This is a genomic window from Ensifer sp. 4252 (genome assembly GCF_050434565.1).
GTDB lineage: Bacteria > Pseudomonadota > Alphaproteobacteria > Rhizobiales > Rhizobiaceae > Ensifer.
This window is the reverse complement of the sequence record NZ_JBNDIU010000005.1, coordinates 245,790-259,800: the sequence shown is the minus strand read 5'-3', so window position 1 is coordinate 259,800 and position 14,011 is coordinate 245,790. Positions and strand designations below refer to the sequence as shown.

Annotated in this window: 12 protein-coding genes; 2 read left to right on the top strand and 10 right to left on the bottom strand. The window is 62.2% G+C overall.

The features are described 5' to 3' along the window. Positions 1-713 (bottom strand): electron transfer flavoprotein subunit beta/FixA family protein (locus ABIE33_RS14365; RefSeq protein WP_429125967.1); only part of this gene is annotated, 713 nt, incomplete at its 3' end. 42 nt (positions 714-755) lie between these two features. Beyond that, entirely contained in the window at positions 756-3,197 is a 2,442-nt protein-coding gene (locus tag ABIE33_RS14360; RefSeq protein WP_429125966.1) for a GcvT family protein, read from the bottom strand. A gap of 95 nt (positions 3,198-3,292) precedes the next feature. On the opposite strand from ABIE33_RS14360, the gene ABIE33_RS14355 reads away from it, so the two are divergent. Continuing rightward, on the top strand, positions 3,293-4,222 hold the full coding sequence (locus ABIE33_RS14355; RefSeq protein ID WP_429125964.1) for a LysR substrate-binding domain-containing protein: 930 nt from the start codon (positions 3,293-3,295) through the stop codon (positions 4,220-4,222). Positions 4,223-4,237: 15 nt separating this feature from the next. Here the strand turns inward: ABIE33_RS14355 and ABIE33_RS14350 are convergent, their stop codons facing one another. From ABIE33_RS14350 to ABIE33_RS14315, 8 genes are all read right to left on the bottom strand, one after another. Further along, complete coding sequence (locus tag ABIE33_RS14350) at positions 4,238-5,521, bottom strand: NAD(P)/FAD-dependent oxidoreductase (protein WP_429125962.1); 1,284 nt, start codon at positions 5,519-5,521, stop codon at positions 4,238-4,240. Between the two features lie 78 nt (positions 5,522-5,599). Further along, entirely contained in the window at positions 5,600-6,490 is an 891-nt protein-coding gene (gene purU / locus ABIE33_RS14345) for a formyltetrahydrofolate deformylase (RefSeq protein WP_429125960.1), read from the bottom strand. 50 nt (positions 6,491-6,540) lie between these two features. Continuing rightward, a complete protein-coding gene (locus ABIE33_RS14340; RefSeq protein ID WP_429125958.1) occupies positions 6,541-7,680 on the bottom strand; it encodes an aldo/keto reductase in 1,140 nt (379 codons plus the stop codon). Positions 7,681-7,722: 42 nt separating this feature from the next. After that, positions 7,723-8,457: an aspartate/glutamate racemase family protein gene (locus ABIE33_RS14335; RefSeq protein WP_429125957.1), complete on the bottom strand. Its 735-nt coding sequence runs from the start codon at positions 8,455-8,457 to the stop codon at positions 7,723-7,725. Between the two features lie 85 nt (positions 8,458-8,542). Then, positions 8,543-9,382, bottom strand: coding sequence for a transporter substrate-binding domain-containing protein (locus ABIE33_RS14330; protein WP_429125955.1), 840 nt, complete (start codon positions 9,380-9,382; stop codon positions 8,543-8,545). A 27-nt stretch (positions 9,383-9,409) separates the two neighbouring features. Continuing rightward, a complete protein-coding gene (locus ABIE33_RS14325; protein WP_429125953.1) occupies positions 9,410-10,072 on the bottom strand; it encodes an amino acid ABC transporter permease in 663 nt (220 codons plus the stop codon). Continuing rightward, entirely contained in the window at positions 10,072-10,716 is a 645-nt protein-coding gene (locus tag ABIE33_RS14320; RefSeq protein ID WP_429125951.1) for an amino acid ABC transporter permease, read from the bottom strand. The genes ABIE33_RS14325 and ABIE33_RS14320 overlap by 1 nt, the downstream gene beginning before the upstream one ends. Further along, the gene (locus ABIE33_RS14315) at positions 10,713-11,486 is read right to left on the bottom strand and encodes an amino acid ABC transporter ATP-binding protein (protein ID WP_429125986.1); all 774 of its coding nucleotides are present in this window, start codon (positions 11,484-11,486) and stop codon (positions 10,713-10,715) included. Before ABIE33_RS14315 ends, ABIE33_RS14320 begins: the two co-directional genes overlap by 4 nt. A gap of 773 nt (positions 11,487-12,259) precedes the next feature. Here ABIE33_RS14315 and ABIE33_RS14310 point away from each other — a divergent pair. Beyond that, the gene (locus ABIE33_RS14310) at positions 12,260-13,939 is read left to right on the top strand and encodes a putative bifunctional diguanylate cyclase/phosphodiesterase (protein ID WP_429125949.1); all 1,680 of its coding nucleotides are present in this window, start codon (positions 12,260-12,262) and stop codon (positions 13,937-13,939) included. Positions 13,940-14,011: the final 72 nt, after the last annotated feature.

The window sequence follows — 14,011 nt, the reverse complement described above, 5'->3', positions numbered from 1 at the left end:
AGCTCGGCCACCGACTTGACCTTGATGCCGGCCTTGCGGCCTTCCGGCTCCTCGGTCTTCAGCACCTTCAACCGCGCCGTCGTGTCGACGCCGAAGTCGGCGGGTGTCTTCTTGTCGAGCGGCTTCTTCTTCGCCTTCATGATGTTGGGCAGCGAGGCATAGCGCGGCTCGTTCAGCCGCAGGTCGGTGGTCACCACCGCCGGCAGCTTGATGTCGATCGTCTGCAGGCCGCCATCGACTTCACGCGTCACCGTTGCCTTGCCGTCACCGATCTCAACCTTGGAGGCAAAGGTGCCCTGGGCCCAGCCGAGCAATGCCGACAGCATCTGGCCGGTCTGGTTGCTGTCATCGTCGATCGCCTGCTTGCCGACGATGATCAGCCCCGGCTGTTCGGCTTCGGCCACGCCCTTGACGATCTTGGCGACAGCCAGCGGCTCGACCTGGTCGTCGGTCTCGACCAGGATCGCCCGGTCGGCGCCCATGGCCAGCGCCGTGCGCAGCGTCTCTTCGGCCTTGGCCGGACCGACCGACACGACGACGACCTCGTCGGCCTTGCCGGCTTCCTTCAGCCGCAGCGCCTCTTCCACCGAGATCTCGTCGAACGGGTTCATCGACATCTTCACGTTCGCCAGCTCGACACCCGAGCCGTCCGCCTTCACCCGGATCTTGACGTTGTAGTCAACCACCCGCTTAACGGTTACGAGAATTTTCATGACCAACCCTTTCCGGCAATTTTCGTTGTCTGCTGACGGCCGTTACATACGGCCGCGCTTGGCTTCGGGATCGTAAGGCGATTCAGCAATGACGCGGGCCTTGCGCCTCTCGCCGAGGATCGGGACCTTGAGTTCCGTTCCCGGAACGCCGAGTTCGACCGGCAGCAATGCGAACGCGACATCATGGCCGAGCGTGTAGGCATAGCCGCCGGAGGTGATGCGCCCGACCAGCTTGCCCTGATGATAGACGCCCTCGTATATCAGCGAACTTGCGCCGTCGGTATCGATCGCGAGGGTAACGGAGCGGCGGGCAACGCCCTCTTCCTTAGCCTTTATCAGCGCATCGCGACCGATGAATTCCCCCTTGTCGAGGCGCACGAAGCGATCGAGGCTGCTTTCCCAGGCGCTGAGCTCCGGGTTCATATCGCGGTACATCGCGCGGTAGGACTTTTCGAGCCGAAGCGATTCCAGCGCCTGCAGACCGATCAACCGGAGGCCATGCGCCTCGCCGGCGGCAAGCAGCGCATCGAGCAGGTGTCGCTGGTAGCAGAGCGGGTGATAAAGCTCCCAGCCGAGCTCGCCCTCGTAGTTGACGCGCAGCAGACGGACGTCGCTGGCGAGCCCCACCGTGCCTGACTGGACGCCGAACCACGGGAACGCCTCGTTGGAGAGATCGATCTCGGTCAGAGACTGCAGCACGTCACGCGCCTTCGGCCCGACGATGGTGAAGCAGCCGCGATCGTTGGTGACGTTGCGAAGCTGCACGCTGCCGTCCTTTGGAAGCAGCTTCGACAGGTCGTCGAAATTCCAGCGCTCGGCCCGCGGCGTCGAGATCAGGTAGAACAGTCCGTCTTCCAGACGGGCGACGACATATTCGGCCTGCACGCCGCCCTTCGGCGTCAGATGATGACTGAGGTTGACGCGTCTGGTTTTCGGCAGCCGATTGGCAAGAATGCCGTCGAGCCAGGCTTTCGCGCCCGGGCCGCTGACCTCGAACTTGGTCATCGGCGTCATTTCGACGAGGCCGACGGCGTTGCGCACGGCGTGGACTTCCTCGCCGACATATTTGCCCTTCTCGGTCCAGCGCCAGCTGTACTGGTCCTTGGCCTCCACGCCCTCGGGCGCAAACCAGTTTGGCATTTCCCAGCCGTTGAGAACACTCCAGACGGCACCTTTCTCAGTCAGGCGATCATAGGAGGGCGCTGTCTTTTGCGGGCGGGCGGCCGGCATGTCCTGGCCGGGATAATGCTGCTCGGCATGGGTGCCCCAGGCCTCGCGCACCTTCTCGCGCGTCCAGTTCTTGTTGGCGTAGTCGCCGAAGCGGCGCGGATCGAGCTCGGAGGTGTCGAGGCTGTTGCCGCCTTCGACGATGCGCTCGGAGAGGTAGTAGCCGATCGCCCCGCCCCACAGGATGCCGCCGGGCACGCCTTCGGCGATCCAGACATTGTCGAGCCCCCAGGCCGGTCCCACCAGCGGCAGCTCGTCGGCGGTCATCTGGAAGGGACCGCGGACATTTGCCTTGATGCCGACACGGCCGAGCGCCGGCACGAGGTCCATCGCCCGCTCCCAGTTCCAGGCGACCGAATCGAAATCCTCTTCAAGCAGGTCGGCGCCGAACCATTCCGGCACGCCGTTCTCGGCAAACAGCTTCAGGTGCTCGGTCTTCTCGTAGGGCCCGAACATCAGGCCGTCGCCCTCTTCGCGAAGGTAGCCCTCAAACCCCTCGTCGCGCAGGATCGGCATCTCGGGCAGGCCCTGGCGCTTGCGCTCGATCACTTCAGGGACCGCATCAGTGATCCAGTATTGATGGACGATTGGGATCGCCGGGATTTCGAGCCCCAGCATGGCGCCGGTCTGGCGCGCATAGTTGCCGGTGGCCGAAATGATGTGTTCGCAGATGATCTCGCCCTGATTGGTCTTGATCTTCCACTCCCCGCTCGGCATGCGCTCGAAACCGCGCACCTCGGTGTTGAGATAGATCTTGGCGCCGCGATCACGTGCACCCTTGGCCATCGCCTGGGTGACGTCGGCCGGCGCGATGTGACCGTCATCGGGATGGTAGAGCGCGCCGAGCATCTCCTTGTTGTTTTCGAGCAGCGGCCAGAGCGCGCGGGCTTCTGCCGGTGACACGAGCTCGGCGCGGATGCCTTGAACCTCGGCGACGCTCATGTAGCTCTTGTACTCGTCGAAACGGTCACGGGTATTGGCGATGCGCAGTTGGCCGCATTTGTGCCAGCCGACATGCTGGCCGGTTTCGGCTTCGAGACCCTCGTAGATCTCGATGGTCTTGGCGATCATCCGGCCGATATTGATGCTGCGGGCATAAGACGGAATGAGGCCGGCGGCATGCCAGGTCGAACCTGCCGTCAGTTGCGTGCGTTCGAGCAGCGCGACGTCGGTCCAGCCGCGCTTCGTCAGACCGTAGAGAATAGCTGCGCCGACGCAACCGCCGCCGATGACAACGGCCCGAGCATGAGTTTGCATGAAGTCGTTCCCTTATGTGGAATTTTCAGCAACTTACAAACGGCCGACGCGCTTGTAATCTTGCTAAAAATTGTCCGGGGACATAACCTCAGTTTATGCATAGACTTCGCTCGCTCGTCCCCTCTGCCAACTATCTCTTCGTCTTCGAGGCCGCCGCCCGGCGGCAGAGCTTTACCGGTGCGGCGGAGGAGCTGAATGTCAGCCAGCCGGCGGTCAGCAAGACAATCCGGCTGCTGGAAGAGGCGACAGGCCTCAAACTCTTCCGCCGCGAACACGCCCGGCTGGAGCTGACGGCCGAGGGCAAGCGGCTCTACAAGGAAACGCAGGAAGCCTTCGATCACTTGCACATGGTGATCTCGTCGCTCCGGCAGAAGCACTCGCGCGATATCGTGCGCGTCTCGTTTTCCGCATCCTTCGTGCAGCTCTGGCTTCTGCCTCGGCTGAAAGCCTTCAAGGCGCAGTATCCGGATATCGCCTTGCGCATTGCCGAAAGCAGCCGCGACGATCAGGACCTGCTGGAGGAAGATATCGACCTTTCCGCCAGGCTTGGGACCGGCAAATGGCCAGGCATTCACGCCTGGCATTTCGTCACCGAGGAAGTGTGGCCGGTCTGCAGCCCCGCCTATCTGAAGGAACACGGGCCGATCGAGACCCCGGCCGACCTGCTCAACCACACGCTCCTGCATTTCGAGGAGCGGCATCGCTCACGTGTGGGTTGGCGGGAATATCTCGAGCGCAATGAAGTCTCGGCCGCCAAGCTGACGCAGGACTTCGTCTTTACCGATGCGCTGAATTCGATCGAGGCAGCCGTGCTCGGCCAAGGGGTTGCGCTCGGCTGGAAGCATCTGGTGCACGACCACCTGAAGGCCGGCAAACTCGTCTGCCCGATCCGGGCGAGCTATCACTCGGGGCAAAGCATCCACATCGTCATGCCGGCCCAGCGCCCGCCGAAGCGGGGCACCGAGATCTTTCGCGACTGGCTGATGGAGCAGAACGCCGACGCCGACATCTTCGCCGAGGATTGACGGCGAGACGGCTGATCAGAAGCGCTCGCCGACGAAATGCGCGACCTGGGCTCCGGCCTCGTAATAGGCCTCCTTGAGACGCCGCATCGGCGGGTCGCTCGGGTCGCTGATCGGCAACGGCAGCTCCGCCTCGGCGATTTCCCCCAGGATGTGGCGCGCCAGCACACGGCCGAAAACCGTTCCCGGCGCAATGCCGCGCCCGTTGTAGCCGGAGAAACCGACGACATTCGGCGCGAACCGGTGAAAGCGTGGCAGTGCATTGGTGGTCATGCCGATCTGGCCGTACCATTCGCATTCGAAATCGACCTTGCCCAGTTGCGGGAAAAGCCGGGCAAGCGAACGCCGGGCCCAGGCCTTGTGGACGGCCGCACCGCCGTTGCGCAAGGCGCCGACACTTCCGAACACCAGCCTTCCCGCCTTGTCCATACGGAAGGAGGAAAGGATCTCCTTCGTGTCCCATACGCCCTCGCGATTGGGCAGAATGCTCGCAAGCAAGTCAGGTGCGAGCGGCCGCGTCGCAAGATTGAAATAGGGAAGATAGACCTGTTCGGTCCGCACCCGCTCCCATGGACCGGTGCTATAGGCATCAGTCGCGACGATGATCCAGTCCGCCGTCACCGACGCACTGTCCGTCGCCACTTTCCAGCGGCTGCCGACCCGTTCGGTGGAAACGACCCGGCTTGATGTGTGCAGCACAACGCCGGCACGAACGGCCGCGTGCGCCAGGCCGCGGACATAGGCAAGCGGCTGCAAGGTCCCCGCCCGTCTGTCGAGAAGCGCGCCGGCGTAGGCGGTCGTGCCGATCCGAGCGGCCGTCTCGGCCGCGCTTAGAAGCTCGACCGGCGCGCTGCGCTTTTGCCATTGCGACGCGCGGTCCTCGATTTCCTTCAGGCCGGCTTTGCCGACGGCGCAGTGCAGCGTGCCGTTGCGCTCCAGTTCACACGCGATCGCATGTTTGTCGATTAGTTCCATCACCACGCGCGGCCCGTTGCCGAGCAGATCGAGCAGCCGCTCGCCGTGGACGTCGCCGAGTTCGCCCGGCAGATCGTCAGGCATCACCCACATGCCGGCATTGATCAGGCCGACATTGCGGCCTGCGCCGCCGAAGCCGATCTCGGCACCTTCCAGAACAATGACCCGGCGGCCGGCTTCCGCCAGATGCAGAGCGGCCGAAATGCCGGTGAAGCCGCCGCCGACGACCACCACATCGGCGGATGCGTCGGCTGCAAGGGGACTGGTTATCGGCGGTTGCGGGGCGGTCTTTTCCCAAAGTCCATGGGAGCGCGGGTCGTTCAGCATCGTTCAAGTCCTTCGTGCGGGGTATCGCTTGGTCTTTTCCCGCAGCTTCCATCAATCATGACAATGATAACGTCGCCGTCACTGTGTAAAGACCACCGTCCTGTGGCCGTTGAGCATGACGCGGTTTTCCAGGTGCATCTTCACCGCCCGAGCGAGAACCCGGCTTTCGATATCGCGGCCGGTGGCGACGAAATCCTCGGCGCTCATCGCATGGCTGACGCGCTCCGTCTCCTGCTCGATGATCGGGCCCTCGTCGAGGTCGGGCGTGACGTAGTGGGCGGTCGCTCCGATCAGCTTGACGCCACGCGCATGGGCCTGGTGATAGGGCTTGGCGCCCTTGAAGGACGGCAGGAACGAGTGGTGGATATTGATGATCCTGCCGTAGAGCCGGTTCGACAGATTGTCGGAGAGGACCTGCATGTAGCGGGCGAGAATGACGAGGTCGGCCTCGGTCTCGCGCACCAGGTCGATCAACCGCTGCTCCTGTTCGGCCTTGTTGTCCTTCGTCACTTTCCAATTGTGATAAGGAATGCCTCCGAGTTCGGCGGTTCTCGCACTGTCGTCATGATTGGAAACGATGGCGACCACCTCGGCATTCAGCCAGCCGACGCGGATCTGGTAGAGCAGATGCAGCAGCGCATGGTCGAACCTGGAGACCATTACGATGATCTTCGGGCGCCTTGTCGCATCGGCAATCGTGGCCCTCATGCCGAAGCGATCGATCGCCGGCTTCAACGACCGCTCGACGCCCTCGCGCGACATGCCGGCAGGACCGGTAAAAGCAATGCGCATGAAAAAGCAGTTGCTCTCGACGTCGCGAAACTGATTGCTTTCGACGATGTTGCCGCCGATCGCCGCAAGCTCGGTCGTCACGGCCGCGACGATACCGGGCTGATCGTCGCAGGCAAGTGTCAGGACGAACGAGGCAGCAGTGCCTGTTGGTGTCAGGTTTGCGGGCATCACGGTCATGCCTCTTTCCTTTCGTGATAGCGCTGGCCGGAATGGCGCGCTGTTGCGGCTCAGTTCTTGGATTTCGGCTGGCCGAATACATAGTCGGTGACCTTGGGCAGAAAGGTCTCGCTGTAGTATCTGCGCGGCTTGTCGCCAACCGCGACCCCGGCATTGAGGATGCCGGCCTGGTAATCGTCGGCAAACAGCGAATAGGGGTAGACGGGCTCGACCGCGCTTGCCGCCTGCAGTTGCTGGCGCAATTCGGCGGGGATCGCAAAATCCAGTGCGGCCAGATTGTTGTCGAGTTGTTCGATCCGGCTTGCGCCAATGATGGCGGCACCGACGCTGGGCTGCGTCACCACCCAGTTCAACGCGACTTGCGCCATGCTGCGGCCGGTCTCGCCGGCCACCGCTTCCAGTGCCGCGACGATGCGCATGTTGCGCTCGGTAAAGAGACCGAGGCCGCTGCCGGATGTGTCGAGCGAAAGCCGTCCCGCGACCTGCTGGCCGGCGCGATACTTGCCGGAGAGCAGCCCCATGGCGAGCGGGCTCCAGGCGGTGATGCCGAGGCCGAGTGCCTGGGCAAGCGGCACGAATTCGTTTTCGATACTGCGCTCGGCCAGCGAATAAGGAAGCTGCAGGCAGATCGGCGGCGTCAATGCATGGGCCTCCGCCCAGGTCAGCGCGCGCGCCGCATACCAACCGGGCACGTCGGAAAGCCCGGCATAGCGGATCTTGCCGGCGCGCACGAGATCGTCGAACGTCCGCATGACCTCTTCCGCAGGCGTGATCCGGTCCCAGGTGTGCAGCAGATAGAGGTCAATGTAATCCGTCTTCAGCCGCCGCAGCGAAGCATCGAGGGCGCGCATCAGGTTCTTGCGGCCGTTTCCGCCGGCATTCGGATTGCCGGGCTCCAGGCTGTTGGAAAATTTCGTCGAGATCACCACCCGGTCGCGTATGCCAGCCTCAGCGACGAATTTGCCGATCAGTTCCTCGCTGACACCGGCCGCGTAGGAATCGGCCGTGTCGATGAAGTTGCCGCCGACCTCGAGGTAGCGGTTGAAGATCGCGCGCGCGGCATCCTCGTCCGATCCCCAGGAGCCGCCGATACCGCGAATGCCGCCATTGCCGAAGGTCATCGTTCCGAGCGCGAGCCGGCTGACCCGCAAGCCCGAGCGGCCGAGAAGGTAATAGTGGTCCATGGACATCGGTAGTTCCTGATTTGTCGCGCGCCCTGCCCTCGGCCCCGGTCACATGCGACCGTGATAGCTCCTGCGGGCGACGCCTTGCTGGACATGGTTGATCATGGTTATGAAGTCGAAGACCGGTCGACCGGTCGCCGCCTGCACCGCATGAGCATAGGGCGGCAGGTCGCTGCATTCGAGCAGAATGGAACGAACATCCGGGTTATCCTCGACGAGCTTGCGAGCGACCTCGGTGACTTCTCGTTCGATCTGAGCACTGTCGAGCGTGCCTTTCTCTTCGAGAATGGCCTCGCGGAACTCTTTCTGCCCTTCCATGCCGGCGATGGCGAGCGGGATATGTCCCGGCACGTTGCTCGCCTCGAAATGCCGCGGCGTCAGCCGCGCCGCATTGGCCGTGATGATGCCGACGCTGCCGCCGGCTACCGCATGCATGAACGGGATCTGCATCAGGCTCGACAGGAACACCGGGATATCGACGGCGGCTGCGACCTCTTCCTGGAAATACGCCATGAAACCGCAGGCGCCGGTGATCGCCTTGACGCCCCGGTTCCGCAACTCGACCGCCGCCTCGATGAAGACATCGCGAAGGGCCGGATCCCGTTGGTTGAGCAACCGATCGATAGAGGCGCCGCGCACCTCCTGAAAGCGCACGGGAAAGTCATAAGTTGTGGCGTTGCCGACATTGCCGGGCACGCAAGGATATGCCGCATCGAGGATCAGGATGCCGATCGACTCTCCATACCAGGACTGCGTCCTCCGCGTGACTGAGTGGACAGTCATCGTCTTGTCTCCAATATCAAATTGTTCTCAAATCGGCACGCCCGCCGAGGGGAACGGGAGCCTGGTGCGGCTCCCGTCGATGGTCTTACTGGACCAGACGCGGCGCGCCGGTTTCGGCGGCCGTGCCATCGAGGCCGTAGGACTTCAGGACGTTAACGATGGTGCCATCCGCATGCATCGCCTCGATCTCGGCATCCAGCGCGACGCCCAGTTCCTTGGCGTTGAAGGAATAGGGGAAGGCTGCCTGCGCAGCTTCCTTGGTCGCCCTCACCCGATCGTCGGAGGCAGCAACCTTGACCTTGACGTCCTTGAGCGCCCCGCTCTTTTCAGCGACGACGCCTGTCGAGTAGCCATCCACGGCCACATCGATGCGGCCGGAGAACAGGTCCTGCTGCATGTTGACCGAGTTCGGATAGAGCTTCAGCTTGGAACCGAGCATGGCCTTCAGGTCGGTGACCCAGAGATAGCCCTGCACCGTGCCGACCTGCTTGTCTTCAAGGTCACCGACAGTGGCGAAGCCGTCCTTGGAATAGATCGCCATCTGGTCGGTATAGAGCGGAGCCGAGAGGTTCATGACTTTGGCGCGCTCGGCGGTGCGGTACCAGTCGCCGGTGGCGATATCGGCCTGGCCCGAAAGCACGTACTGGATGGCAGCGGCCGGATCGACGGCAACCGCCTTCACCTTCAGGCATTCGCGCTTGGCGAATTCCGCGGCGATATCGCCGTCGATGCCCTTCATGTTGCCGGCGTCATCAAGGTAGGAATGCGGAACGTAGGTGGTGACGGCAACCGTCAGCGTGCCCTCTTCTATGGTGGCAAAGGTGTGCTTCGGGGTGCAATCCTGCGCAAGCGCCACCTGGCTCGATACGAGGACGCCGGCGATGCCGGTCAGCAGAAGGCGGGTTTTGCTCGCAAATATGGTCATGCCTGAATGCCCTTTCGTGGTGTTGGTTCAGCGTTGCGCATAGGAGCCGGCGCGCTTTTCGACATGGCTGACGAGGAGAGCGGCGGGGATGGAGATCGAAGCGTAGAGGACGCCGGCGGCAACCAGCGCCGGGAAATAGCGGAACGTGTTCGAGCCGATTTCATAAGCGCGGCTGACGAGTTCCGGCAGCGCGATGGTGAAACACAGCGACGTGCCCTGGAAGATCAGGATCGAGAAGGCGAGCAGCGCCGGCAATGCGACACGCAGCCCCTGCGGCAGCAGGACATAACGCAAGGCATCCAGTCGATTGAGACCGATTGCGACCGCGGCCTCGCGCTGGCCATGCGGGATCGACTGCAGGCTGGCGCGAATGATCTCGCTGGTATAGGCGCCGGTGTTCCAGGCAAGTGCAATGACGGCTGCAGTGAAGGACCCGAGCGTCAGGCCTGATGTCGGCAGGCCGAAATAGATGAACTGGAGCAGCACCAGCGCCGGTGCGCCCCGGCCGACCTCGACCAGGAACAGCGCGAGAATCTTCGTCGGCCGGCTCTTGGCAAGGACGCCAAGGGCAAGCAGCAGCCCGAACGGAATGCCGATCAAGAGGCTGAGCACCGTGACCTGCAGACTGATCGACAACCCCGACAGGAGATCGGGCAGCCAGGCGGAGAGTTCGTCGTAGCTCGGCAACATCAGCGGGCCACCTTTGCTTGCAGATAGCTGTCGGCGACGCGCGACAGCCAGGCGACCGGCAGGCTCAGGAGGATGTAGAACATGCCGACCAGAGCGAAGACTTCGAGACCGCGGAATGTCAGCTGCGACAGTTGGTTGCCTTGGAAAGCGAGTTCGCTGACGCCGATGGTCGAAGCCACGGCCGTCTCCTTCATCAAGCCGATCAGGTAACTCGCGGCCGAAGGCAAGGCGACGCGGAAGGCCTGAGGCGCGACGACGTCCGTCAGTGTGGACCAGCGACCAAGGTTCAGCGCCGATGACGCCTCCCATTGGCCAAAGTGGATGGAGGCAAGCGCACCACGGTAAATTTCAGCCATGTTGGCAGCGGCGATTAGCCCGAGCCCGGCCAGGGCCGCGTTGAACGGGCTGATCGGGAAGACGCTCATTCCCAAGCCGAAAAAGATGATGAACAGCCAAAGGATCGGCGGAATGCCGCGCACGATCTGGATGAAGACCATGGCCACGAAACGCAGCGGCAGGATGCGGCTCTGCCGCGCCGCCACCAGTGGAACTCCGAGCACCGCGCCGGCCAGAAAGGCGCCGAGCGTCAGGGCGACGGTCCAGGGAAGCCCGCGCAATATGGCGAAGATGTCGGCCGCGCTCATCGGTCGTGCACCGCCCGAAGGAAGCGTTTCGTACGCTCCTGCTGCGGATTGCGCATGACGTCTGCAGACGGTCCCTTCTCGATGATCTTGCCATCGGCCATGATCATCACCGTGTCGGAAACATTCTCGGCAAAGCTCATTTCGTGGGTGACGACGATCATCGTCATGCCTGTTTCTGCCACTTCCCGCATCACGGCGAGGACTTCGAGGCCGAGTTCAGGGTCAAGCGCCGAGGTCGGTTCGTCGAAGAGCATGACTTCAGGGTCGAGCGCAAGCGCTCTCGCAATGGCGATGCGCTGTTGCTGGCCGCCGGAACAGCGGCCGGGATATTGCTCCGCCTTGTCGGCCAGCCCGACGCGCTTCAGCAACTGCATCGACCGTTCGTCGGCGCTCTTGCGGCTGCGTCCGAGAACGCGCTCCTGCGCCAGGCTGACGTTTCTCAGCACGGTCATGTGCGGAAAGAGGTTGAAGGATTGGAAGACCATGCCGACGCTGCGGCGCAAGGTCGAAAGCTCCGATCGCCCGGCGGGTGCGGCCGCGTTGAGCGAGATGTCGCCGATGGTGACATGACCGCCATCCGGCGGCTCGAGGTAGTTGATGCAGCGCAGCAGCGTGCTCTTGCCGGAGCCGCTCGGGCCGATGATCGCCAGCACTTCGCCGGGCATCACCTCAAGGTCGATGCCGTCGAGCACCGTGTGGTTACCGTAGTGTTTGCTCAGCTTGTCGAGCTTGATAAGCGGCTTTCGCGCCTGGCCTTTTGCGGAAGGCATCCGGTTGGCGGCCAGAGCATCGTCCTCAGTCATTGTCGGTTTGCCACTCCCCAAGTGCAAGACAGCGCCATCCATGACGATTTCGCTCCACTGCAGGCACGGATCGACCCTGCGCCGGGTAGGCCGCGTCCTGTCGCTGAATGTGTCTGATGATTGTCGTGCGCGGCGGGGCGAACGACAGTCGTTCCCGTTCTTTTCTTGTGGAACACCATAACGATTCGACGCCCGCTCGGCAGACGACAAAAATTGCAGAGCCGCATAACCTGGAGTTATGGGCTTGGCCTAAGCGTTTCACTGTCTGGCGTGGAAACGGATCGAGCGCGTGAGCTGCCAGGCGTTTGCGTGATGCGCAAAACCATTGCAACGTCCTGCCGGTCCAACCAAAAATGGTTAATGCTCACGATCCGCGCTGTTGGCAAGATAACACTATTTTAGCCATGACCGTTGAGCGAAGCCATCAGATCGCTAGATATCGCTATGCTCATCGAGTCGCACGAAAATTGCCTGCGTCGTCCGCAAGTGATAGAAAGAGCTACAGAATTGCAACCGAACAGAGAAGATCCCTGTGCTTGTACACCCAGTTCGACGCTCGGAGCTTCGGCGTCCGGTCGCACCATAAGCGAGCAGCATTGACCGCGACACTTTTCGCGATAGCTATGCATGAGGATCGACTGAAATAGAGCACGATCATGTATTTCGAGCACCAGCGTCTCGAGCATATCGATGGCCGCAGGCGGTCCAGTTGAAACCGCGACGGAAAGGGAAAGGCTAGAATGTCAGGCACTGACTCGACGTTGTCTGCTGCATCGTCCGTGGACGATGCCGTCCTTGGCAATACCGATGAAGTCATCTCGCTTTATGACGAGGCCCTTCATCTCGTCGGGGCCTCGGTCGCACTTCAGCGAAGCTACGAGGTGGCTGAACTGGTCGATGCAACGCTCTGGCACGTCTACCCCGAATTGTTGGAACCAGTCTCGAAGGCAATGGCCGAGTCCGTTCTTGCCAATGGCGTTCCGCGCAGCATCGAAATCATCGATGCGCCCAGTCGATCGCGGCGGACACTGCTTGTCTTTCGCGCCGGAAATGGCATCGGCGTCATCGAGACGGACGGGGCATCGGTCCGCCGGGAAGCCGCGAGCCAGGGCGAAAACGAGCGTGCGCTGCTGCTTCACCAGGCGACGCACGATGCCCTGACTGGTTTGCCCAATCGGCGTCAGTTCAGTGATGATCTGCGAAGCGTGTTGCCGGCGGTTCATGAAAAGAAGCCGGCGCTGATGCAGATCGACCTCGACGACTTCAAACCGATCAACGATACACTCGGACACGGTGCCGGTGATGCGGTACTGAGGATGGCAGCCGAACGCATCCGCGGGGTGCTGCGCGACGGGGAGGTCGCTTACCGGCTTGCCGGAGACGAATTCGCGATCATTCAGCGTGACGCCGATCAGCCTATGGAAGCCGAGCGACTGGCCAATGCTGTGGTCAACGCCTTCAAGGAGCCTTTCACAATCGACGGCATTTCGGCGTTCGTCGGTGCGAGCATTGGCATCGCCGTTGCGCCGCCCGATGGCAACGAGGGCGAACAGTTGATGAAAGCCGCCGACATCGCCCTTTATGCGGCCAAGAAGGAGGGCCGCGGCCGCGCCAAAACCTTCAGCCGTTCAATGCTGATCGTGCTGGAACAACGGGAAATGCTGCGCCGGAGCCTGCGCACCGCGCTTCAGGAAAACCAGTTCTCCATCGAGTATCAGCCTCTGGTGAAGCCACCTTTCACCATTGTCGGTTTCGAGGCGTTGGTGCGGTGGCGTCATCCTTTGGTGGGCATCATTCCGCCCAATGTCTTCGTGCCGATGGCCGAAGCCGATGGACTGATGAGCGATATCGGCCAGTGGGTGCTTGAGCAGGCCTGCCGCGAAGCGACCAAATGGCCATCGCACTTTACCGTAGCGGTCAACCTGTCTCCGGCGCAGTTCCTGCACGACGGCTTCACCGATCGCGTGTCGCAGACGCTGGATATGGTCGGATTGCGGGCGGACCGGCTCGAACTCGAAGTCACTGAATCGGTTCTGCTTGAGAAGACGACCAACAATCTCGACACGCTCAATACGCTGAACGTACTCGGCATTCAGATCTCGCTCGACGATTTCGGCACCTACTATTCATCGCTGAGCTATCTCAAGAACTTCCCGTTCGACACGATCAAGATCGACCGCTATTTCATCAAGGATCTGGAGAACGACGAGAAGAGCCAGGTGATTGTACGTTCGATAATCGCGCTCGCGCACGGGCTGGGAATGGCAGTGACCGCGGAAGGCGTCGAAACGCGGGCGCAGGCCTTATGGCTGGACCACGAAGGCTGCGATCGATTGCAGGGCTATTTCCTTGGTGTTCCGATGCCGCCCAACGCAATCGACAGCTACTTGCGCCAATCGTCGACGATGGAAATATCATAACACGGCGGGGAGCTCTGCTGTCGGATCGGCCACCGGCGCAAGGGCCGCATTGCCGCTCACCAGTTTGAATGC